This window comes from Neobacillus sp. DFD-2R (genome assembly GCF_057747865.1).
On the sequence record NZ_CM173228.1, the window covers coordinates 1,758,364 to 1,781,954 of the forward strand.

25 protein-coding genes are annotated in these 23,591 nt (G+C 37.7%); 22 read left to right on the forward strand and 3 right to left on the reverse strand.

From position 1 onward, the window contains the following. The 5 genes from qcrB (at position 1) to AC3ANV_RS08735 (ending at position 3,819) form a co-directional block, all read left to right on the forward strand. Positions 1-675 carry a menaquinol-cytochrome c reductase cytochrome b subunit gene (gene qcrB / locus AC3ANV_RS08715; RefSeq protein ID WP_307404299.1) on the forward strand — a complete coding sequence of 225 codons (675 nt, stop codon included), beginning with the start codon at positions 1-3 and terminating at the stop codon, positions 673-675. A 67-nt stretch (positions 676-742) separates the two neighbouring features. Next, positions 743-1,516, forward strand: coding sequence for a c-type cytochrome (locus AC3ANV_RS08720; protein ID WP_488313233.1), 774 nt, complete (start codon positions 743-745; stop codon positions 1,514-1,516). 90 nt (positions 1,517-1,606) lie between these two features. Next, positions 1,607-2,200: a lipoprotein heptaprenylglyceryl N-acetyltransferase LhaT gene (lhaT, locus tag AC3ANV_RS08725; protein ID WP_488313234.1), complete on the forward strand. Its 594-nt coding sequence runs from the start codon at positions 1,607-1,609 to the stop codon at positions 2,198-2,200. An 80-nt stretch (positions 2,201-2,280) separates the two neighbouring features. Then, positions 2,281-3,075: a sporulation protein YpjB gene (gene ypjB / locus AC3ANV_RS08730; RefSeq protein ID WP_488313235.1), complete on the forward strand. Its 795-nt coding sequence runs from the start codon at positions 2,281-2,283 to the stop codon at positions 3,073-3,075. 60 nt (positions 3,076-3,135) lie between these two features. Continuing rightward, a complete protein-coding gene (locus tag AC3ANV_RS08735) occupies positions 3,136-3,819 on the forward strand; it encodes a zinc metallopeptidase (protein ID WP_488313236.1) in 684 nt (227 codons plus the stop codon). A gap of 28 nt (positions 3,820-3,847) precedes the next feature. Here AC3ANV_RS08735 and AC3ANV_RS08740 read toward each other — a convergent pair whose 3' ends face one another. After that, positions 3,848-4,720, reverse strand: coding sequence for a YitT family protein (locus AC3ANV_RS08740; RefSeq protein WP_488313237.1), 873 nt, complete (start codon positions 4,718-4,720; stop codon positions 3,848-3,850). Positions 4,721-4,905: 185 nt separating this feature from the next. Between AC3ANV_RS08740 and AC3ANV_RS08745 the strand changes: the two genes are divergently transcribed. From AC3ANV_RS08745 to AC3ANV_RS08825, 17 genes are all read left to right on the forward strand, one after another. After that, a complete protein-coding gene (locus AC3ANV_RS08745; protein WP_488313238.1) occupies positions 4,906-5,250 on the forward strand; it encodes a nucleotide pyrophosphohydrolase in 345 nt (114 codons plus the stop codon). 7 nt (positions 5,251-5,257) lie between these two features. Beyond that, the gene (dapB, locus tag AC3ANV_RS08750; RefSeq protein WP_488314167.1) at positions 5,258-6,061 is read left to right on the forward strand and encodes a 4-hydroxy-tetrahydrodipicolinate reductase; all 804 of its coding nucleotides are present in this window, start codon (positions 5,258-5,260) and stop codon (positions 6,059-6,061) included. An 11-nt stretch (positions 6,062-6,072) separates the two neighbouring features. Beyond that, positions 6,073-6,492 (forward strand): methylglyoxal synthase, encoded by a 420-nt coding sequence (gene mgsA, locus AC3ANV_RS08755; protein ID WP_488313239.1) that lies wholly within the window; start codon positions 6,073-6,075, stop codon positions 6,490-6,492. After that, positions 6,482-7,192 (forward strand): bacillithiol biosynthesis deacetylase BshB1, encoded by a 711-nt coding sequence (gene bshB1 / locus AC3ANV_RS08760; protein ID WP_488313240.1) that lies wholly within the window; start codon positions 6,482-6,484, stop codon positions 7,190-7,192. Before mgsA ends, bshB1 begins: the two co-directional genes overlap by 11 nt. A gap of 2 nt (positions 7,193-7,194) precedes the next feature. After that, entirely contained in the window at positions 7,195-8,331 is a 1,137-nt protein-coding gene (bshA, locus tag AC3ANV_RS08765) for an N-acetyl-alpha-D-glucosaminyl L-malate synthase BshA (protein ID WP_488313241.1), read from the forward strand. A gap of 1 nt (position 8,332) precedes the next feature. Continuing rightward, on the forward strand, positions 8,333-9,532 hold the full coding sequence (locus tag AC3ANV_RS08770; protein ID WP_488313242.1) for a CCA tRNA nucleotidyltransferase: 1,200 nt from the start codon (positions 8,333-8,335) through the stop codon (positions 9,530-9,532). After that, on the forward strand, positions 9,517-10,494 hold the full coding sequence (locus tag AC3ANV_RS08775; protein ID WP_488313243.1) for a biotin--[acetyl-CoA-carboxylase] ligase: 978 nt from the start codon (positions 9,517-9,519) through the stop codon (positions 10,492-10,494). The genes AC3ANV_RS08770 and AC3ANV_RS08775 overlap by 16 nt, the downstream gene beginning before the upstream one ends. Positions 10,495-10,738: 244 nt before the next feature. Then, complete coding sequence (gene panB / locus AC3ANV_RS08780; protein ID WP_488313244.1) at positions 10,739-11,575, forward strand: 3-methyl-2-oxobutanoate hydroxymethyltransferase; 837 nt, start codon at positions 10,739-10,741, stop codon at positions 11,573-11,575. After that, positions 11,572-12,423 (forward strand): pantoate--beta-alanine ligase, encoded by an 852-nt coding sequence (gene panC / locus AC3ANV_RS08785; RefSeq protein WP_488313245.1) that lies wholly within the window; start codon positions 11,572-11,574, stop codon positions 12,421-12,423. Before panB ends, panC begins: the two co-directional genes overlap by 4 nt. A gap of 46 nt (positions 12,424-12,469) precedes the next feature. After that, positions 12,470-12,853, forward strand: a complete 384-nt coding sequence (gene panD / locus AC3ANV_RS08790; RefSeq protein WP_488313246.1) for an aspartate 1-decarboxylase — start codon at positions 12,470-12,472, stop codon at positions 12,851-12,853. Positions 12,854-13,008: 155 nt separating this feature from the next. Continuing rightward, positions 13,009-15,810 (forward strand): ATP-dependent DNA helicase DinG, encoded by a 2,802-nt coding sequence (gene dinG, locus AC3ANV_RS08795; RefSeq protein WP_488313247.1) that lies wholly within the window; start codon positions 13,009-13,011, stop codon positions 15,808-15,810. Between the two features lie 390 nt (positions 15,811-16,200). After that, a complete protein-coding gene (locus tag AC3ANV_RS08800) occupies positions 16,201-16,371 on the forward strand; it encodes a YpmA family protein (protein WP_307404335.1) in 171 nt (56 codons plus the stop codon). A gap of 16 nt (positions 16,372-16,387) precedes the next feature. Then, the gene (locus AC3ANV_RS08805) at positions 16,388-16,861 is read left to right on the forward strand and encodes a cell wall elongation regulator TseB-like domain-containing protein (protein ID WP_488313248.1); all 474 of its coding nucleotides are present in this window, start codon (positions 16,388-16,390) and stop codon (positions 16,859-16,861) included. Between the two features lie 32 nt (positions 16,862-16,893). Then, positions 16,894-18,081: a pyridoxal phosphate-dependent aminotransferase gene (locus AC3ANV_RS08810; RefSeq protein WP_488314168.1), complete on the forward strand. Its 1,188-nt coding sequence runs from the start codon at positions 16,894-16,896 to the stop codon at positions 18,079-18,081. A gap of 131 nt (positions 18,082-18,212) precedes the next feature. Further along, the gene (locus AC3ANV_RS08815) at positions 18,213-18,914 is read left to right on the forward strand and encodes a DnaD domain protein (RefSeq protein ID WP_488313249.1); all 702 of its coding nucleotides are present in this window, start codon (positions 18,213-18,215) and stop codon (positions 18,912-18,914) included. A gap of 212 nt (positions 18,915-19,126) precedes the next feature. Next, the gene (gene nth, locus AC3ANV_RS08820; RefSeq protein WP_488313250.1) at positions 19,127-19,789 is read left to right on the forward strand and encodes an endonuclease III; all 663 of its coding nucleotides are present in this window, start codon (positions 19,127-19,129) and stop codon (positions 19,787-19,789) included. Next, the gene (locus AC3ANV_RS08825) at positions 19,782-20,174 is read left to right on the forward strand and encodes a YpoC family protein (protein ID WP_488313251.1); all 393 of its coding nucleotides are present in this window, start codon (positions 19,782-19,784) and stop codon (positions 20,172-20,174) included. The genes nth and AC3ANV_RS08825 overlap by 8 nt, the downstream gene beginning before the upstream one ends. A gap of 58 nt (positions 20,175-20,232) precedes the next feature. Here AC3ANV_RS08825 and AC3ANV_RS08830 read toward each other — a convergent pair whose 3' ends face one another. Together AC3ANV_RS08830 and recU are read right to left on the reverse strand one after the other, a co-directional pair. Further along, the gene (locus AC3ANV_RS08830) at positions 20,233-22,857 is read right to left on the reverse strand and encodes a PBP1A family penicillin-binding protein (protein ID WP_488313252.1); all 2,625 of its coding nucleotides are present in this window, start codon (positions 22,855-22,857) and stop codon (positions 20,233-20,235) included. Between the two features lie 40 nt (positions 22,858-22,897). Then, the gene (gene recU / locus AC3ANV_RS08835) at positions 22,898-23,512 is read right to left on the reverse strand and encodes a Holliday junction resolvase RecU (protein WP_488313253.1); all 615 of its coding nucleotides are present in this window, start codon (positions 23,510-23,512) and stop codon (positions 22,898-22,900) included. Positions 23,513-23,591 lie beyond the last annotated feature (79 nt).

Here is a 23,591-nt window from a genome sequence, read left to right on the forward strand (position 1 = left end):
TTGTTAAACAAAATTTACGATTGGGTAGATGAACGTTTAGATATTACGCCTTTGTGGCGCGATATTGCAGACCATGAAGTTCCTGAGCATGTAAACCCCGCACATCATTTTTCCGCGTTTGTTTATTGCTTTGGCGGTCTGACGTTCTTTGTAACTGTTATTCAAATACTTTCCGGTATGTTCTTAACCATGTACTATGTACCGGATATTAAAAACGCGTGGGAATCTGTATACTATCTTCAAAATGAAGTAGCATTCGGACAAATCGTACGTGGTATGCATCACTGGGGTGCAAGTTTGGTACTGGTCATGATGTTCTTACATACTTTACGTGTCTTTTTCCAAGGTGCCTATAAAAAGCCCCGTGAACTAAACTGGGTTGTCGGAGTACTTATTTTCTTCGTCATGCTTGGCTTAGGTTTTACCGGGTACTTATTACCTTGGGATATGAAAGCGCTATTCGCAACAAAGGTAGGTTTGCAAATTGCAGAGGCGACACCATTTATTGGTTCCTACATTAAGGTTTTATTGGCTGGGCATGAGCATATTGTCGGTGCGCAAACATTAACACGTTTCTTTGCAATTCACGTTTTCTTCTTACCGGGAGTATTGCTTGGTTTAATGGGAGCACATTTCTTAATGATTCGGAAGCAAGGTATTTCCGGGCCACTATAAAAATGGTTATGATTGAAATATAAGATGATCTTTTCTTCACTTTACTGAAAAAGGAGGGGATTGCTCGATGCATAAAGGTAAAGGAATGAAGTTCGTAGGTGACTCACGTGTGTTAGCACCTGAAGCACGAAAAAAGATGATTCCGAAAGATTACTCAGAATACCCCGGTAAAACAGAGGCATTCTGGCCTAACTTCCTTTTAAAAGAATGGATGGTAGGTGCCGTATTTCTTGTCGGTTTCCTATGTTTAACAATTGCACATCCAGCTCCGCTTGAAAGGATAGCGGATCCAACTGATACAGGTTATATTCCACTGCCGGACTGGTATTTCTTATTCTTGTATCAATTACTCAAGTACTCATTTGCTTCCGGGCCATATACAGTAATTGGTGCATTGGTTATTCCGGGACTAACCTTCGGTGGATTATTATTAGCGCCGTTCCTTGATCGCGGACCGGAACGTCGTCCTTTAAAGCGCCCAATAGCCACTGCAATGATGCTGTTGGCTTTAGCTGCTACTGTATTTTTAACGTGGCAATCTGTTGCCACACATGACTGGGCAGCTGCAGAGCGTCAAGGTAAAATTGTAGCAAAGGTTGATATTGATAAATCCAATGCTGGCTACGTTGTATTTAAGAGCCAAGGTTGTATTAACTGTCACGGTGAAAACCTTCAAGGCGGTGCCGGTGCACCTTCATTAATTGGTACAGGTTTAAAAGCTGAAGAAATTGCTAAAATTGCAAAAAACGGTAGAGGCAAAATGCCTTCCGGTATCTTTAAAGGCAATGATACTCAACTTAAAAATCTCACTGAATTTATCGCAGGTCTTGGTAAAAAATAATTGAATGGTAAAAAGCTGACGGGATTTCGTCAGCTTTTTTATTAGTATTGATAAAATTTATAAGAATTCTTGATGAAAAGGGGAGTAGTAGTGAACTTGGTTTATCCTCTCTTAGCTAACCGGTCAATTTTAAAGCTTTTGTTAGTAATTAATATTGCAGGAACCATCTATGGGTATTATTGGTATGGTTGGCAGTTGAAAGAGACGCCTGCTATTTTTAAAATATTTGTTCCTGATAGTCCAACAGCAAGTTTATTTTTTGTATTTGTCCTTATCGCATTTTTACTTGGTAAAAACTGGCCGATACTGGAAGCTTTTGCAATAGTAACACTTTTTAAATATGGGATCTGGGCTGTTGTGATGAATATTCTAGTTCTTTTTGTTCAAGGTGAACTGGAGTGGGAGGGTTATATGTTAATTTTCTCCCATTTCGCTATGGCAGTTCAAGGTGTACTGTATTCTCCTTTCTACCGATTTAAGTGGTGGCATTTGATTGTTGCCGCTATATGGACGCTGCATAATGATGTAATCGATTATGTTTTTTTTATGATGCCCCGTTATCAAATGCTAGATCAATACACTCCGGAAATAGGCTATTTCACCTTTTGGCTATCGATAGTGTCTTTAGGAATCGCCTACTATTTCTGTATTCGTCCTAATCGATTTAAACTATCTATAAAATAGTATCTTTCCTATCATAAAAACTGGTCTATCCTTGTCCAACCCTTCATACATTTTATTAGTAATAAAAGGGGGGACAAGGATTGAAAATCAAATGGCTACTTTTAATTGCAATTATCATTATGCTCGCTCCCAATACTGTAAATGCACAGCAATCATCACCAATGGAGAAGCTCGATGATATTTCAGATGAGGCTCTTCAAATGGTGAAGTTTCATAGATATGATGATGCTAAGAAACTACTTGATTATTTCACTGACCAATTCACCAGTATAAAAGGGAAAGAAAAGCCATTGACGGTGGACGAGCTGAGGATTGTCAATGTGTCTCATGATGAAGCAGTGGAGGCAACGGTTAGTCCTACGATGAAATATGAGGAAAGATTAAATAAACTAACAAAATTCCGCCTTGTCATTGATGCAATTTCCACAAGCCATCAACCGTTATGGACAGAAATGAAGGATCAGGTTATGTCTGCCTTCCAACATGCAAAAGAGGCAGCATATAATGGTGATACGGCAGGTTTTCATTCAAATTTCAACTCGTTTTTATCCTTATATAATGTCATATACCCAAGTATAAAAATTGATGTTCCGGTAGAAAATATTCAAAAACTAGACGCCAGAATTAATTATATTGATGAATATCGCACCCAAGTGGTTAATAATGCCAACAGCAAACAGGAACTTGTAGGACTTGAAACAGATTTGAAAAATCTCTTTGACAATATGGATGAAGATCAGGCAGAGCCGTCCATCTGGTGGGTCATTATTTCGACTGGCAGCATTATAATCGCGACATTATCCTATGTCGGTTATAGAAAGTATCAAGGTGACAAAGATATGAAAAAAGATCGTTCCAGGGACCAAAAAGATTGACTCATGTTTTCGGCTTTACTACAATAAATAGCAACTAGAGTTTAAATGGGGGATCATGAAATGTTTTACCTTTTTTATTTTGCCATTATCATTCTGATTCCGTTATGGGCTCAAATGAAAGTGAAAAATACTTACGCCAGATATTCCCGGGTCCCCTCTTCTACCTATCGGAGAGGTGCAGAGGTTGCTAGAGAAATATTAAATTCAAATGGCTTATATCAAGTTGGTATTGAAGAACAACCGGGTAATTTAACTGACCATTATGATCCTAGATCGAAAACAGTTCGATTATCATCTGAAATCTACCATGGCCATTCTCTTGCTGCAGCAGCTATAGCTGCACATGAATGCGGTCATGCAATCCAGGACGCACAAGGATATGCATTTTTACGTTTTCGGCATGCGTTAGTTCCTGTAGCAAATCTAGGATCCAATGTTTCTTGGGTTTTAATCATGATTGGTATTTTAGCTCACATAAGCGGAATGCTCTTATTAGGGATATTCTTTATGGCAGCTGCAGTTTTGTTTCAACTTATTACGCTGCCGGTTGAATTAAATGCTTCAAATAGAGCAATGCACCAGGTTGTCTCTCTCGGACTAATCCGAAGTGTTGAAGAGAAAGAAACAAGAAAGGTTTTGAACGCTGCAGCTCTTACGTATGTAGCTGCTGCTGCCGTTGCTGTTTTAGAACTTCTTAGACTTGTCCTTATCTACACGGGAATGAATAGAAATAATAACGACTAAAAAAGAGGATGACCAATGGTCATCCTCTTTAGTCTATAATTGGCATTTTATTCTCATCAAGTGTAAAGCCTTCTCCATGAACGTCATGAACAATTGTAATGGATATGAAAGCATGAGGATCGACTGAAGTAATTAAATTTTTTAATCTGTTTAGTTCATTTTTGGCAACGACACAATATAAGACTTCACGATCATTTTTTGTATATGAACCATATCCTCTAAGTGCAGTGACTCCACGTCCCATTTCAGACATAATTTTTTCGGAAATTTGCTCGTTATTATCTGAAATAATCATTGCCCCTCTTGCTGAATATGCACCTTCCTGAATGAAATCAACCACTCTTGCAGCGACAAAGACTGCGACTAATGTGTACATCGCTTGTTTGTAATTTAAGTATGTAATCAGTGATAGGGTAATAACACACGCATCAAATAGAAACATTGTTTTTCCCATGTTCCATCCGAAGTATTTCTGGACGAGCCTAGCGATAATATCCACGCCTCCGGTTGTTCCTCCGGATCTGAAGATAATCCCTAAGCCAAAACCGGTGAATACACCTGCAAACAAGGCTGCTAATGTTAAATCACTTTTAAGAGGCATTTCAATGGTATAACGTTGAAAAATCCAAAGAAAAATCGAAACGCCAACCGTTCCGACGATTGTATATAAAAAGGAGTTTCTCCCAAGTAATTTCCATCCTATAAAAAATAAAGGAATATTTAGAATTAAGTTGGTATATGAAGGGTCCCATTTGAACAAAAAGTAAAAAAGAAGGGTAATTCCTGTGAATCCGCCTTCAGCAAGTTTATTTTGCATATTAAAGTTAACAAGGCCAAATGACATTATTGCAGAACCAATTAATATTAAAAGAATATTTTTTATCTTAAGTCCCAATATCATTCAATATTCCTCCTCTTCCATATTTTCTCTAAATCAGCGGTTTTTATTATAGCTGATTCCTTATAGAAGAGCAATTACTAGCGGAAAGTTAATTTTTAAACGAAAATATTTGTAAATCTTGATTTATTTAGCTAACATTAAATATAAAAGGTAATTGAAAAGAATAATCCTATGGGGTGATAGAAATGGCCAATGGGAAATCAATGAAAGAACTCCAGATGGAGGTAGATACATACATTAGCCAATTTAAAGAAGGGTATTTCAGTCCGTTATCGATGCTTGCAAGGCTTACTGAAGAACTCGGTGAACTTGCAAGAGAGGTAAACCATTTTTATGGTGAGAAACCAAAGAAAACGGATGAAGGACCAAAGACGATAGAAGAAGAACTTGGTGATCTTTTATTTGTCTTAATTTGCTTTGCCAATTCATTAAATATCAATCTGGAAGAAGCCCATGAATACGTAATGAATAAATTTAACACAAGGGATAAAAACCGCTGGACAAGAATTAAACCGGAAAATATGGAGTGAGTTTATGATGAATAAAGTAAAAATTATCATTGCCGGCCCACGTGGCCGAATGGGCAGCGAGGCAGTCAAACTTGTTAACAATACAGAACATTTTGAACTCGCAGCTGTTGTTGACCATAAACACGGAGGTAAACTGTTAAGTGATCTGGAAGGCTTCCATGCTATTGACAATGTATCTATTTATACGGATTTGGAAAAATGCCTGCAAACTGTTAGTGCAGATGTATTAATAGATTTAACAACGCCCGAAGTTGGAATGACACATGCAAAAACAGCACTCCAATATAATGTTCGACCAGTTGTTGGAACAACAGGGTTCACTACAAGTGATTTAGACGAATTAGAGCAAATTTGTCAGGAAAAAGAACTTGGTTGTATTATTGCTCCAAATTTTGCGATTGGGGCTGTGTTAATGATGAAATTTTCACAAATGGCAGCTAAATATTTTAATGATGTAGAAATTATTGAAATGCATCATGATCAAAAACTTGATGCCCCGTCCGGGACGGCAGTTAAAACAGCTGAAATGATTTCTTCAGTTAGAGAGTCTAAAAAACAGGGTCACCCAAATGAGAAAGAAACGCTAACCGGAGCTAGAGGTGCTGATTATACCGGCATGCATATTCATTCAGTACGATTACCGGGATTAGTGGCACACCAGCAGGTCTTGTTTGGTTCAGAAGGTCAAACATTAACGATCCGCCACGATTCCTACAACCGAGGATCTTTTATGTCAGGTGTAAAAGTAGCAGTAGAAACAGTAATGAAGATTAATACCTTTGTCTACGGTCTTGAAAATATCCTAGAATAGGAGATATAAAGATGAATATTGCCTTAATTGCCCATGATAAGAAAAAGAATGATCTTGTTCAATTTGCCACAGCTTATCAAGCTATTTTTTCAAAGCATACCTTATTTGCCACCGGAACAACAGGGTTACGTATCAGTGAGGCGACAGGCTTAAATATTACACGTTATCAATCAGGTCCACTTGGCGGTGATCAACAAATTGGGGCAATGATTGCGAAAAATAAAATGGATGCTGTTTTCTTTTTCCGCGACCCATTAACCGCCCAGCCGCACGAGCCGGATGTGACTGCACTAGTCCGTCTTTGTGATGTATATTCCATTCCGCTTGCAACCAATATGGGAACTGCGGAGTTATTAATACGAGGCTTGGAATTGGGACTAATTGAATGGAGAAATATCATCAAAGAGAATGGTGAAATAGATGGAGAATAAAAATGTTCATATTCTGGCATTTGGGGCACATGCTGATGATGTTGAAATTGGCATGGCAGGAACCATTGCCAAATTGACATCTCTTGGGAAAAGAATCGGTATATGTGATCTTACAGCTGCGGAGTTATCTTCCAATGGTACCGTAGAGCTTAGGAAAGCAGAAGCTTCTTTCGCTGCAGAAATTATGGGAGTTGCATACAGGACTTCACTTGCTTTTCCGGATCGTGGATTATTCCTGAAGGAAGAATACATTCGAAGGATTGCTGCAGTCATTAGAAAATGTAAGCCTCAAATAGTGTTTGCTCCCTATTTTGAAGACAGGCATCCCGATCATGGAAATTGTGCCCGCCTTGTTGAGGAGGCGGTTTTTTCTGCTGGAATAAGAAAGTTCAAGACAGAAAATGATGATCTGCCGCATCGTGTAGACAGATTGTATTTTTATATGATAAATGGTTTCCATAAACCGGATTTTACGATAGATATCTCGCAATTTATGGATAAAAAACTAGCGGCATTACGAGCGTATAAAAGTCAATTTGAACAAACTGAACATACTGTTGTAACACCACTTGTAAATGGTTATATTGAAACAGTAGAGGCAAGGGAAAAAATGTTTGGGAAACTAGTTGGTGTTGCTTTTGCTGAAGGTTTCAAAACAAACATTCCCATTCTTTTGGATCGTGACTTGATAGGAGAATAATCATGAAGAAACTTAAAATTGGGATTACTTGCTATCCGTCAGTTGGAGGTTCAGGTGTAGTTGCTACAGAATTAGGTAAAATGCTGGCGGAAAAGGGCCATGAAATCCATTTTATCTCATCTAGTATCCCATTTAGATTAAATCGAATATACCATAATATTTATTATCATCAGGTGGAAGTTAATCAATATTCAGTATTTCAATATCCTCCCTATGATATTGCGCTTGCAAGTAAAATAGCTGAGGTAGCGAACCGTGAAAAGTTAGATTTGCTTCATGTGCATTATGCCATCCCTCATGCAGTTTGTGCGATCTTGGCTAAGCAAATGAGCAAAAGGGATCTAAAGATTGTTACAACCTTACACGGTACCGATATTACCGTTTTAGGGTACGACCCATCACTGACAGAAGCGATAAGGTTCGGTATCGAAAAATCTGATGTTGTCACTGCAGTTTCCAATGCATTAGTTGAGCAAACCTATGAACTCATTAATCCGGATAAACGAATTGAAACAGTCTATAACTTCATTGATGAAAGAGTATATCAAAAGAGGGACGCCCAACATTTAAGAGAAGAATTCGGAATAGGTAAAGAAGAAAAAACGATTATTCATGTATCGAATTTCCGAGCGGTAAAACGGGTCCAAGATATAGTGAATACTTTTGCGAATATTTCCGCCGTGATGCCTGCAAAATTATTGTTAGTCGGGGATGGCCCGGAAATAGGCGGAATTTGTAAGCTGGTAAGGGAGCTCGGAATAGAAGATCAGGTTATATTTCTTGGGAAACAGGAAAGCCTTGAGGAGCTATATTCCATTAGTGATTTAATGTTGCTTTTATCTGAAAAAGAAAGTTTTGGACTTGTTGCCTTAGAAGCGATGGCATGTGGTGTTCCTTGTATTGGGACAAACGTTGGCGGATTACCGGAAGTTATCAATAACGGGACAACAGGATTTATTTGTGAAGTGGGAGATATAGAAAATATTTCAAAAAAAGCAATTGGTTTATTAACCGATAGCAACCTCCATAGGGAATTCTCGAATCAATCTGTTGAAACAGTAAAAAATAAATTCAAGGCGGATCGTCTTGTTGAACAATATGAACAAATATATTTTAAGCTATTGAATCAAGGTGAATAATATGCTTGAATCATTTTTAACTGCTGTGCCTGTTTTGGAAAAGTTAGAAGAAGCAGGTTTTGAGGCATATTTTGTTGGGGGAGCGGTAAGAGATTTTCTTCTCAACAAGCCGATAAGCGACGTGGATATTGCAACATCTGCAACCCCGGATGAGGTAAAAAAACTATTTCCGCAAACCGTTGATATTGGTATTGAACATGGTACAGTACTTGTATTATATCGGAAGGAATCATATGAAATAACCACATTTAGGACGGAGTCAGAATATCAGGATTTTCGAAGGCCGAAAGAGGTATCTTTTGTCCGAAGTTTATATGAAGACTTACAACGCAGGGATTTTACGATGAACGCAATTGCGATGGATCGAAATGGGAAACTTATTGATCCGTTTAATGGGCAATCAGCTATTCAGGAACGAATGATCCAAACCGTCGGACAAGCAACGGAACGCTTTAAGGAAGATGCCTTAAGAATGATGAGAGCCGTTCGTTTTGTCAGTCAACTTGGATTTGAACTTGAAAGCGAAACAGTACATGCATTGGCCCATCTTGTTCCATTGTTAGATAATATTGCGATTGAACGTAAACGAGCAGAGTTTGAAAAGCTTCTAAAAGGGAAGAATCGTAAACAAGCATTAAACCTATTAATTGAAACAGGTTTGTATTCATACTTGCCAGGTTTAAAAAACCGTAAAGAACCTTTAGAAGAGCTGCAAATTTTTGAATTTGAAGCATTAAATAAGGTTGAGATGTGGGTCCTGTTAACCTACTCTTTAACACTTAAGGAAAAGGCTATCGAAATTTTTTTAAGAAATTGGCGGCTACCTGTTAAAGAAATCAGGGACATTCAGCAAATCTTCTTTTTCCTCCTTAAAAGGCTTGAACAAGAGTGGACATTGTATGATTTATACTTAGCCGGCCGTGACACTATCAAGTCCGTAGAAAAGTTATTACAAGTGATCAAAGGCGCTAAGGATAATGAATCTATATCGAATTGGATAAATTTGTATGGAATGTTACCTATAAAAGAACGTTCTGAGATAAAAGTTACAGGAAATGATTTAATGGACTGGTTCGACCGGAAAGGCGGCCCTTGGCTTAAAGAGATGCTAGTCAAAATGGAAAAGTCCATTTTAGAAGGAAAAGTCGTTAACGATAAAAGAAAAATTAAGGAGTGGCTGATGGAGTGCAATCAGAAATAAGAAAAGAATTACTGGATGCCTTCACAAATGCCGGTGATTCCTATTTATCGGGTCAGCATTTAGCGGAATTAATTGGCTGTTCGAGGACTGCTGTTTGGAAGCATATAGAAGAATTAAGGAAGGACGGTTTTGAGTTAGAAGCTGTTCGAAGGAAAGGCTACCGCATTTTGAAAACACCGGAAAGAATAACTGCAGATGAAATCAGGCTTGGTTTGAAAACAGAGTTTATTGGGAAGAACATCCATTATGAAGAAAGTGTCGACTCTACTCAAAAGATTGCCCACCGTTTGGCGTATGAAAATGTTCCGGAAGGAACTGCAATCATTGCAGAAGAGCAGTTTTCCGGCAGAGGAAGAATGGACCGAAAATGGCATTCACCTAAATTTACCGGAATATGGATGAGTTTGATCCTTCGCCCTAATATTCCGCTAACAAAAGCACCCCAGTTGACACTGTTAACAGCTGTTTCTATCGTTCAAGCAATTGAAGAGATGACTGACCTTATTCCGGAAATTAAATGGCCAAATGACATATTAATTAATGGAAAAAAGGTAACGGGTATATTAACTGAACTTCAAGCGGAAGCTGATCGTATTCATTCGATTATTGTCGGTATTGGAATGAATGTTAATCAGAAATGGGACGATTTCCCATTAGAGCTTCAAGGGACCGCAAGTTCACTATTAATAGAAAATGGGCAACTGGTTTCCCGTGCAGATTTGATTAAGAGTATTTTCACTCATTTTGAAAAATTGTATTTGCTTTATTTGGAGGAGGGATTTTTCCCTATTAAGCTTTTATGGGAAAGCTATGCAGTTAGTATTGGTAAGTACCTAAAAGCGCGTACGATAACGAATACAATTGAAGGAAAAGCACTGGGAATTACGGATGAAGGTATTTTAAAGCTAGAAGACGAAAATGGGGTAATTCACCATATTTATTCTGCAGATATTGAATTTTAAGTGTACAAGTCTTGCACTTTTTGATAATTTTGCTATAATTCATTCCAATGGGCAGTATCCTAGTCGAACTGCACCTTTTACATTCTATGAAAATTAAAAAGGTTTCTGCCTAGATCCGTATAACGGACCGGGACAGAGGGATGAAGCATATAAAAGAGTAACAAAGATCCTCTGCCTTCAGAAGGATCTTTTTATTTGCTCTAAAAAGGTTTTATCACCTCTCCCATCATAAGGAGGGTAACGGATGAAGCAAACAAAAGATTTCTTGAAGATGAAACAAAAAAATGAAAAAATCGTCATGCTGACAGCATATGACTACCCATCTGCTAAACAGGCTGAGATAGGCGGAGTGGACCTCATTTTAGTTGGTGACTCTCTTGGAATGGTGGTACTTGGTTACGATTCAACAATTCCTGTAACGATGGAGGATATGATTCATCATACAAAAGCGGTAAAACGAGGGGCTAAAGATACATTCATTGTAGCTGATATGCCTTTTTTAACCTACCACTTATCGATTAAAGATACCTTAATTAATGCGGGCAGGCTTATTCAAGAAACAGGTGCACACGCTGTAAAACTTGAAGGTGCTGATGATGTAATTGAAAAAATAGCAGCCCTTACAAGAGCAGGCATTCCTGTTTGTGCCCATCTGGGCTTAACACCGCAATCTGTTGGAGTATTAGGCGGTTATAAAGTTCAAGGAAAAGATGCCGAGGCTGCCAAAAAATTAATTGAAGATGCAAAGAAATGTGAAGATGCAGGTGCATTTGCGGTTGTACTTGAATGTGTACCAAAACAGCTCGCGGATGAAGTGACAAATACTCTTTCAATTCCTGTTATTGGAATTGGAGCAGGGATTGAAGTGGATGGACAAGTACTTGTTTATCATGATATTTTAGGCTATGGTGTTGAGCGTGTTCCGAAATTCGTTAAACAATATACATCAATAACTCCCTTTATAATTGAATCAATCCAATCATATGTAACAGATGTTAAAAATAATCAATTTCCCGAAGACAAGCATTCTTTTACGATGAATGAACAAGAGCTCAAAGGGCTTTATGGAGGTAAGGAATGAAAGTTGTTACAACCATTAAGGACATGCAAATTGTAATTAATAAACATAAAAGGCAAGCGAAATCGATTGGCTTTGTGCCGACGATGGGATTTTTACATGAAGGCCATTTAACACTTTTAAATAAAGCTAGACAAGAAAATGACATTGTTGTTTTAAGTATATTTGTCAATCCATTGCAGTTTGGGCCCACTGAGGACTATTCCACCTACCCGCGTGATTTTGAACGGGATCGTGCATTAGCCGAATGTGAAAAAGTAGATTATCTTTTTTACCCTTCTGTCGAAGAAATGTATCCACATCCTTCTTCTGCAAAAGTTGTCGTCCACGACAGAACAGATGTATTATGCGGCAAATCGCGTCCAGGACATTTTGACGGAGTAGCAACAGTAATTACAAAGTTTTTTAATATCATGATGCCAACCAGAGCCTATTTTGGGAAAAAAGATGCCCAACAAGTAGCCGTAATAGAAGGATTAATTGCAGATTTCAATTTCCCAATCGAGCTCATACCTGTTGACATTGTCCGTGAGGAAGACGGCTTGGCGAAAAGTTCCCGTAATGTTTATCTTAGTCCTGAGGACAGAAAGGAAGCAATTGTCCTATATAAAAGCCTGATTGCCGCAAGAAATGCAATTGCTGAAGGGGAGCGAAACCGTACCAAACTCATTTCACTAATAAGCGAAATGATCACCACCGAGTCAAACGGTTCAATTGATTACGTCGAAATATTCTCCTATCCACAGCTAAAAACATTGGAAAATTTAGAGGGTTCCATTATCATTGCACTGGCAGTAAAATTTACGAAGGTACGGTTAATTGACAATATTATTTTAGAGATTAATGGATGAAATTATAAAGAATTTAAATGAATGGTACCGGGGAGGAAAGAGACAGATGTTTCGTAACATGATGAACGGCAAAATCCATCGCGCAACCGTTACAGAAGCGAATTTAAACTATGTTGGCAGTATTACCATTGATGAAGATTTATTGGACGCAGTTGGGATGACAGCAAATGAAAAGGTGCAAATCGTAAATAACAACAATGGCGCACGACTTGAGACCTATATTATTCCGGGGGAAAGAGGAAGTGGCGTCATTTGTCTAAATGGAGCAGCAGCTCGTCTCGTTCAAGAAGGTGATATCGTTATTATCATTTCCTACGTACTGATTCCGGAAGAAAAAGTACCTGCTCATAAACCTAAAGTGGCTATCATAGATGAAAATAATCGAATCAAAGAATTAATTCACGCAGAGCCTGCGCTTACAATAATGTAATCCCCGATTTTGGGGATTTTTCTTTTTTTATCACAATTTTATATAATAAATAAAATAAGATTCATCCTTTAGTGTCAAATTTGATATTGAATGGATTGTTTTCTTTTTCTTTTTAACTTTTTGTGGTACCGTTTTATGAACGAGGTGTTTGGGAAATGATAAATAAATTTGTTGTAATAGATTTAGAAACAACCGGGAATGTACCTAAAAAAGGTGATAGAATTATTCAATTTGCTGCTGTTGTTATTGAAAACGGTATAATCACTGAAAAGTTCTCTTCACTAATCAATCCAAAAAAGCCGATACCGGCTTTTATTGAAGAATTGACTGGTATAAATGATGAGATGGTAAAAGAAGCACCTTTATTTTCTGAAATTGCACCAATGGTTATTCCCTTATTGAAAGGGGCATATTTTGTTGCCCATAATGTTTTATTTGATCTTTCCTTTTTACAGGAAGAATTAATTCAGTCGGGTTTTGAAGGATTCTATGGTCCCGTTCTTGATACTGTAGAAATGGCCAGGGTTCTATATCCTACCGCGGACGGGTATAAACTTTCAGATTTAGCTGAAAAGGAAAATATACATCATGATCGTCCACACCAGGCTGATAGTGATGCCCAGGTGACGGCTGAACTATTGCTGTTATTTTTAGAGCGTTTTTCATTGCTGCCTCAAAGAACACTACGGCAGCTCTCTCAGCTATCAGGCGGCTTAAAAAGCGATTTACAGCAGCTGTTAGATGAAATACTCATCGAAAAGGGTAAAAAAATCGAACAAATCCCTGAAACCATTGAAATCTTTAAAAATCTTTCCCTTAAAAAGCAGCCGGATAATGGTGAAGCAAATGTAGATTTAGCACAATACAAGTATCCTGTTAGTGAAGATGAAAAAAGTGAAATGGTAAAACAGGGTTTTAAGTTTTTTGAAAAAAGAACCGGACAATTTTTAATGATGGATGGTGTTTTTAATTCATTTCTAAAAAACCAACATACCTTGATTGAAGCTGGAACGGGCGTAGGTAAATCGCTTGGGTATTTATTACCAATATCTTTTTTTGCTAAACAAAAAGGGCTACCCATTGTGGTTAGTACGCATACCATTCAACTTCAGGAACAAATCATCAAGAATGAGATTCCGCTTCTTGTGAAAATGCTCCCTTTTACTATCAAGTCTGTACTTTTAAAAGGGAGAAACCATTATATCAGCTTAGAAAAATTTAAGCAGAGTCTTTTGGATGAGAATGATAACTATGATACAACACTGACCAAAATGCAGATTCTTGTCTGGTTGCTAGAAACTGAAACAGGTGACAAGGATGAATTGAATCTGTCCAGCGGAGGGCTTATTTATTGGAATAAAATTAAGAATGAGCCAACCGTTTTTTTGCAAGATCAAGTATGGCATGAAAAAGACTTCTATCTGCGTGCAAAAAAAGCAGCACAAGCAGCTGATATTATCATTACCAATCATTCGCTTTTATTAAGTGACCTTTCAGGTGAAAGATCTATTTTACCTGAGTTTGATTATTGTATCATTGATGAAGGCCACCATTTTGAAAAAGTAGCTAGTCAGTTTTTTGGTCATTCATTAGACTATTTGACAACTCGGTTATTATTAGGTCAATTTGGTCTCTACGAACAAAAACTGCTCTTCTATCAGATGGAAGAGCTTCTGGCATCTATATCTGTTAAAAAAGAGAACCTTGTCCATACATTCGAATTAAATCGGATCACTACAGACCTTACGTATGAAATGGATGATTTTTTTAAATTGATTGCACTCTATGCAAAAACGAAATCGTCACATAAAAAGGGATATAGCAGAGCAAAAATTCGCTTCTCTTCTGAAGATAAAGGGAGAGAGAAAATGGCATTAGTAAATAGTGCAGAGAGGTTTGCATTTTTATTACGAGACTTACATTCAGCCATTTTTGAACGGCTGGAGTGGATAAAAAATAAAAAGGAATCCCTTTCAAATGAACAAAAGAGTCTTATTGAGGAAATCATCACATTCGTAAATGACCTGGATGGTTTACGGAACACTGTTCAAGATTGTTTTATAAAAGAAACTAACTTCGTAAAATGGATTGAAATGGATAGTCGTTCACCACAAAATGTGACCACTTTTTTGGCCCAGCCTGCAACTGTGGCGACCTCGCTTAAAGAAAAATTTTTTAAAGTAAAAAAGGGAGTTGTCATAACTTCAGCAACCTTAACAGTTAATAATTCATTTGATTATATCATTAAAGAAATTGGACTCGACCATGATACAACAAGTCAAATTTCGATTCCGTCACCATTTGACTATCAAAGTCAGGTTAAGCTTTTAATACCTGATGACTTGCCGGAGATTAATACAGTCACTTTGGAAGAATATGTAGTAGCGATAACAGAGCATATTATTACAATTGCTGAAGCGACAAAGGGAAGAATGCTTATTCTATTTACTGCTTATGATATGCTAAAAAAAACATATGAACTGATTAAGGAAAGTGGTTTTTTAAATGACTTTGCTATGATAGCCCAGGGGATTACAAGCGGAAGCAGGACCAGATTGACAAGAAATTTTCAGCGTTATGATAAGGCAATACTGCTTGGTACAAGCAGTTTTTGGGAGGGTGTGGACATTCCCGGCGAGGATTTGTCATGCCTGGTAATAGTCAGGCTTCCATTCAGCCCTCCTGATGAGCCTTTAACAGAGGCAAAATGTCAGTTAATTATGCAACAGGGGGGAAATGCCTTTTCTGATTATTCACTTCCTGAAGCAATTCTAAGGTTTAAACAAGGCTTTGGCCGTTTAATCCGAACTGAAAAGGACCGCGGAATAATGATTGTTTTCGATAAAAGAATTGTCACAACAAAATATGGAAAAGCATTTTTAAAATCAATTCCATCTGTAAAGGTAAAAAAAGGAAATATCGATGAGCTAGTTGGGTTAATCCACTCCTGGCTTTGATGAAATTTGGAAAATGACACATCCTAGCCTTGTGTAGGGGAGGTATAGGATGTGAAATTAATCATTGCAACAGCAATATTTATAAATAGTACTTAACTTGTTAAAGCAGCTCCAGCTATTTCAGGAAATATTGAGTAAAGGAAATTATCGCTTCACCTTCCAAATCCAAACAATTATCTGAAAGTATTCATTCCATTGCACTTTTTACAGTTCAATTTGATAGTAAATAAAAAATAGCAGTTACTATTTTTTATTCAAAATTAGTGTCCTTTAAAAATTTACTGTATTATTGAATGTTTCCGGGTCACTAATTCGCCGACACCTGTTATAATGATTGAGTAGCTTCTTTCAGAGACATAAAATGCTCTGAGAGATAAAGGAGGAAAATGGATGGAAAGCAAAATTGAAGTTTTATCAACAGTAAAAATCCAGCATAGTCCTGATTTATATAAAATTGTTGATGCTCTTAATCGAACATTGAAGGAAAAAGACCTTATGTTTGGACTGGCTCTGGATCAAGAAGATAAAAATAAAGCGATTTTTACCATTTATCGTACATAGAGTGAAGTGAATATAAGTGAAAAAGTGGATTATTTTTTTAGGAGTTTTAGTCATACTCATTATTGGAATATTATTTAAAGTATATGTAACAGCGGTAGCTCCCGTAAAGGCTGCAGAAATAAAAGCTGTCAATTTGGCGAAAGATAAGACTCAATTAAGTGAAGTGGATGCTTTCCACCTTTATAATGGATTAGAAACTGTTAACGTAATTGAAGGGAAAAACAAAAAAGGTGAGAAAATCATCGTTTGGATTCCCGAAAAAAGCAAGCGGGTAATTATGAAAAAAGCAAAGAGTGGTTTATCTAAAGAGGAAGCCGTACAAAAACTTTTGCAAGAACAAAAACCGAAAAAAATTATTTCAGTTCGCCTAGGTATGGAAAAAAACATTCCATTATGGGAAATTTATTATCGATCTGAAAATAATTTAATAAATTATTATTATGTTCACTTTGAAACCGGTGAATGGCTAAAGAAGATTGAAAATTTATAGTTTGGATGGAGATTGGAGGAAGAGTTATGAAAGTGAATCTAGCAAATAGGGTAATGGCGCTTTCGCCATCAACAACATTGGCGATCACCGCAAAAGCGAAGGAATTAAAAGAGCAGGGGGAAGATGTAATAGGATTAGGTGCAGGTGAGCCTGATTTTAATACACCCGGGCATATTTTAGATGCTGCAGTTCAATCAATGAATGAAGGATATACAAAGTACACTCCTTCAGCAGGGCTGCCCGCATTAAAAAAAGCAATTATCGGGAAATTACAAAGAGACCAAGATCTAAGCTATACACCAAATGAAATTATAGTTGCGAATGGTGCTAAACATGCATTATACACATTGTTTCAGGTTCTTTTAAATGATGGGGATGAAGTTATCATTCCTAGCCCGTATTGGGTCAGTTATCCTGAACAAGTCAAATTAGCAGGTGGTGTCCCTGTTTATATCGAAGGTTTAGAAACAAATCAGTTTAAAATTACACCTGAACAATTAATTAAGTCAATTACTAAGAGAACTAAGGCAGTTATTATTAATTCACCAAGTAATCCGACAGGGGTATTGTATAGTGCTGAAGAGTTATTTGAATTAGGAAAGATATGCCTTGAGGAAAATATTTTAATCGTATCAGATGAGATTTATGAAAAACTGGTATATGGTGACCATAAGCATTTCTCCATTGCCCAATTATCTCCGGAATTAAAGGAACAGACCATTATTATTAATGGGGTTTCAAAATCTCATTCCATGACCGGCTGGAGAATTGGCTACGCAGCAGGTAATAAACAAATAATTGAAGCCATGACCAATCTTGCCAGCCATAGTACTTCCAATCCGACAACTACTGCTCAATATGCAACGATTGCTGCATATAACGGAACACAAGAGCCTGTAGAAGAAATGCGTCAGGCATTTGAAAAAAGATTGGAAATTATTTATGACAAGTTAGTTTCGATTCCAGGCTTTACTTGTGTTAAACCTCAGGGTGCTTTTTATTTATATCCGAATGTAAAGAAAGCAGCAGATATAACCGGGTATAATAGTGTAGATGCTTTTGTTGAGGCACTCCTTGTTGAAGCAAAAGTAGCCGTTATTCCAGGGTCCGGATTTGGGACACCTGATAATATCCGGCTATCTTATGCAACCTCTCTCGATCAATTAGAAAAAGCAGTTTCAAGAATCCATCAATTTGTTGAATCAAAACGTCAAGTATAATGTTTTATCTTAAATGATCATTGAAAAAAGTCTGCGATGCAGACTTTTTGCTTTTCTTACCAAAGATGGTTGTCTAATATTCTTACTCGTAAAGTCTGTTCATGCTATACTTAAAAGGAGGTGTCATAAAGATGAAATTAAACATATTATCTTGGCTTCAGGAAGGAAATATTACAATTCCTGCTGTTTTATTATCTGAATACAAAAATCTGAATTTAAATGAACTTGAACTTGTTCTTTTATTAAATATCATCGCTTTTTTAGAAAAAGGAAACGAATTTCCTACTCCGGAGGAGCTTTCATCCCGTATGACAATTTCCATTTCGGACTGTAATGAAATGCTCCGAAGATTAATACAAAGAGGTTATATCGAAATAATTGACGGAAATACGAATGATGGGATTCGTTTTGAAAAGTATTCTGTAAAGCCATTATGGGAAAGACTTATTGACCAGTTCTTGATAAATAATAAAAATAGTAGAGAAATAAGCAAAAAGGCGGATGAAACGGATCTTTACACTTGTTTTGAAAAGGAATTTGGCCGTCCGCTTTCTCCTTTTGAATGTGAAACACTTGCGATGTGGATGGATGATGACCATCATGACCCTAGTATCATAAAAACTGCATTGCGGGAAGCAGTTATGTCAGGAAAATTAAATTTCCGTTATATTGATCGGATCCTATTTGAATGGAAGAAAAATGGGATTAAAACGATTGAACAAGCCAAAAATCATGGCCGAAAATTCCGTCAAAAGCAACAACCAAATCGAACCGTAAAGGAAGAGTCAAATCCATCTACTTCTGTCCCTTTTTATAATTGGTTGGAACAATAAAAGTACCTGACGAGAGAAACCATTCTCTCGTTTGTTTCATTTTTAAAAAGATAAGAAATTTTTGAATTAAGATAACTGTTTAGCTCCACAAGAGTAAGCTACGGAGCGGTACCTCGCACGAAGGAAAAGCGTTAGCATTTCCGAGGAGCGCCCAGCGACTAGTATACTTCGCTAAACGGGCGCTTACGCTTTTGAAATGGTAGGTGACTAGTTTGTTAAATAATACACAAATCCGTTTTTGCCTTGATCAAATGGGCAATATGTTTCCTGATGCCCATTGCGAATTAAATCATTCGAATCCATTTGAATTAATAATAGCCGTTTCCTTATCTGCCCAGTGTACAGATGTACTTGTTAATAAGGTTACAAAAGATTTATTTAAAAAGTATAAAACTCCTGAAGATTACTTGAATGTTCCTTTAGAAGAGCTGCAAAACGATATTCGGTCTATCGGACTTTACCGCAACAAAGCAAAAAACATTCAAAGCCTTTGTCGAATGGTACTGGAAGTATATAATGGGGAAATTCCTGCAGATCGGGATGAAATGACAAATTTACCTGGTGTGGGCAGGAAAACGGCAAATGTTGTTGCTTCCGTTGCATTTAGCGTTCCGGCAATTGCCGTTGATACACATGTTGAACGTGTAAGTAAGAGATTAGGTATTTGCCGCTGGAAAGACTCTGTACTTGAAGTAGAAAAGACTTTAATGAAAAAGATCCCAAAAGAAGACTGGTCGGTTACACATCACCGATTGATTTTTTTTGGGAGATATCATTGCAAAGCCCAAAATCCACAATGTCCTGCTTGCCCCTTATTAGATGTTTGCAGAGAAGGGAAAAAGAGGATGAAAGGAAGTGTGGCTGCTAATGGATAAGCATGTTGAATTATGTAACCGCCGGCAAAACTCAAATAAAGCAATTGTGCAGATAATTGAAGAATGGAAAAAAGTAAATGCAGTTCTTGAGGAACTGTACCGTAATCGGGATCAAACGAACATATTATTAAGTATGAAAAGGGGGATTGAACTGTTTATGCAATTCGTTTTTTGGACAAACGAGAAGCAAGTCAATCTTCAAGAGCCCATTCCGTGGAATCAAATAGAATACAAACCTGTAAATGCAGAAGAACGGTTTGCATTTATAATGTCCAGGCCAAATTTATTTCACTCGTTCCGCCAATTATCTGAGCTTATGGTTGAACAAGAAAAGCTATTTATGAAAAAAAACATTATGAAAAAAGCGTCTAATCCTAATGGTTAGACGCTTCTTTTTATCGTTTTAAGTTTTTGTGTTGTATAAGCGCTGTAAGATGTGCCGCCTAATGCGCTTTAGAGCCACCGGTAGAACCTCCACCGGTGCCACCGCTAGTACCTCCACCGGTGCCCCCGGTAGTACCCCCGGTAGCACCCCCGGTAGTACCGCCGGTAGTACCCCCGGTAGTACCACCAGTACTACCCCCGGTAGCACCGCCGGTACTACCCCCAGTAGCACCGCCAGTACCGGTTCCGGAACCACTGCCAGGGTTCGTAACAGGCGGAATTACAGTCCCGCTAGTACCTTGATTTCCGTTGCCGGTAATACCTTGGTCAGTGCTTGGCTTAGGAATTTCAATCGATACAGTTTCAGGATCACTGGTTTTATCTGTACTTTTTGCAACGATGGTAAAGGTATATTTTGCTCCCGGACTAGGATTAGGGATCGTTATAGTATTTTCAGATGTTGTAGTATGTGTTTGTCCCGTACCGCTGTCCGTTGTTACATCGAACTGAACACCGGAATTTGCGGACTTATTATAATCCCATGTAAGAGTTATTGCATTTTTGGTTTGATCATATTTTGCTGCTGCATTTGTTGGTGCATTAAGCTTATTATATTTTTGAGATACTGTAGTAGGTGCATGCCCTTTAACAGCCCACTCCGTTATAACCTCACTGTCCGGTGTATACCCGCTAGCCAATACAGGAGGCATAGAGCCTTTTTCAATTCTAACCTTTTGAACACTATTTGGAACAGTAAAGTCAGGTGTATTGATATCTTTAGAAACATAGGTCATTAAGTTTTTAAAAATATACTGCGCTATTTTCTGATTATCTCCCGGTACAATTGGTGTTGAACGGTCCTGATATCCCGTCCAGATGGATGCCGTATAATTAGTTGTATAACCGGTAAACCACGCATCAGGAACCGACTTGCTGCTTTTTATATTCCATTCCCTTAGTTCCTGGTCGGTATAGTTAGTTGTTCCTGTTTTTCCGGCAACAGGCAGACCTGGTATATTGGCTTTGGTCCCAGTACCCGGAGATTCAAGAACACTCTTCAACATATCTGTAATCATAAAAGCAGTAGAATCTTTCATTACTACTTTTGGTTCAGGTGTGTTGTCAATTACAGTACCATCACGAAGTTGAATTTTCTTGATGGCATGTGGTTTCGTGTAAAATCCGTTATTTCCAAAGGCACTATATGCACCTGCCATTTCAAGCGGAGATACTCCGGTTTTAAAGCCGCCAATGGCGTATGATTCATAAATTTCTTTTAAAGGAATTCCAAGGTTGACCGCAAAGTTTTTTGCTTTCTCCAACCCGACCTGTTGTAATGTTTGGACGGCAGGCGTATTTCGGGATAATTGCAATGCTGTTCTAATCGACATTGGACCCATGTATCTATTGTCCCAGTTACCAAATGTTTTCCCGGTTGAATACGTAACAGGTTTATCCTCAACTGTCTGATAGGTGCCCCAGTTAAGGTATTCAATCGCTGGACCATAATCGAGGATTGGTTTTATCGTCGAACCGGGTTGGCGTCTCGTGTCCACTGCGTAGTTAAATCCTCGTTTAACTTGTTGATTTCTTCCTCCGCCTATTGCACGGATTTCGCCTGTTTTCGTATCAAGCAGGGCAATCCCGGCTTGGAATTTATCATCCGGGTAATTAATTATATCTTTCGAATTAAGAAGATTGTACACATATGTTTGCGCTTTAGGGTCCACTGTTGTATAAATCGTTAACCCATCTGAAAATATATCAAAATCAGTATTTGCTTTGACTTCATCAATTACCGCATCAACAAAGGAATCATATGGCTTTTCATCAATCTTTGGTTCCTTCACTAAAGCGGATTGGACAGAAACTTTCATTGCTGCTTCCATTTCACTCTTTGTAATAAAGCCATGCTGATTCATAAGGCTTAAGACAATATTGCGTCTCTTTTCCGCCAAATCCGGGTGTAATAAGGGATTATAATTACTCGGACTTTGCGGCATCCCTGCCAGCAAGGCATATTCCGGAAGAGAAAGCTCTTTTAATGGTTTACCGAAATAGGTCTTCGCCGCTGTTGCCATTCCATAACTTTCTTGAGACATAAACACTTTGTTGACATACATTTCAAAAATTTGGTGCTTTGTATATTTTTGCTCGAGTTGATAAGAAAGCCATGCTTCTTCCACTTTTCGTCTCAATGTTTTTTGGGGTGATAAAAATGAATTTTTAACCACCTGTTGGGTGATAGTACTACCACCTTCCGCACCAAAACCATGTTGAAGATTGGCTAAAAGAGCACCTCCAAGACGAACAAAATCTATACCATGATGTTGATAAAATCGATAATCCTCTGTTGCAAGGATTGCATCTTCTAAGCCCTTTGGTATATCCTGATATGCAACGTATTCTCTATTTTTTACTCCCACTTCAGCAATCAAATGTCCATCTTTATCTAGAATCTTAGATGAAATGGGGTCCTTTAATAATTTGGGATCAAGTTTAGGAGCGTCCTTTACTAAATAGGCAAAAGTACCAACTCCGGCCAAAATACCAACGATTCCAAGTGTAATTAGGGAAAGAAATATTTTCTTCCATAAACCTCCGGATTTTTTCTTTCCGTTTTGTTTTCCCTTTGCCTGGAGTTGCTTTCGGCGCTCCTCTCTTGATTGAGATTGATCTGCCATTATAATTTCCTTCCTTTCTAACGATGACTAATAAGTGCTTTTAAGAAAAATGAAATAAGGTATCTATTATTCTAATATAGTCAATTCTTGGCTGAAATCCAAGCGGGATGTAATGCCCATTTTGTTCGATTTCTTCTTTGGTAATCGATTTTCTTCCACCGTTAATCATTCTTTCCCAAAATACTAATAGATGTTTCGCTTCCAGTAAATAAACCTGCTCATATCGGGTAAACCGAAGAATTACGAAGCAGAGGCCGCCTTGACTTAATACTTCTTCCATATGGCAAATCTGATGCCGGTGGAAATTTTTTAATGGAAAAGAAGTTGGATTTTGTGTCTCCTTCGCCTCAAAATCAATGTACTTTCCTTTGTAGACACCGTTATAGTCGGTAGTTGATGCTTGTTTAAAATAGGCTTCTTTAATAACTGCTGCACTTCTTTTAGGGTAATCTACCTGGACAATTTGGACAGGAGTCGGTTTTTTATGAATCACAGCAATTTTTCTTTCTCTGTAGTATTCATTTGTTTCATTTAAATCTTCTTCAAGTGTCATACCCCTATTGCTATAGGAATCATTTTTTTTATTTTTCACTTTGAACACTTGTTCCGCATCTTTTTGGATGTATGGTTTACCGTTTGGATAGTTAAAAATCATGATAAGCACCTCTCAAGCTATTACCTATCATACCAAATCTACGTCCTATTAGGGTGTATAAAAATAAAGGACTTACACA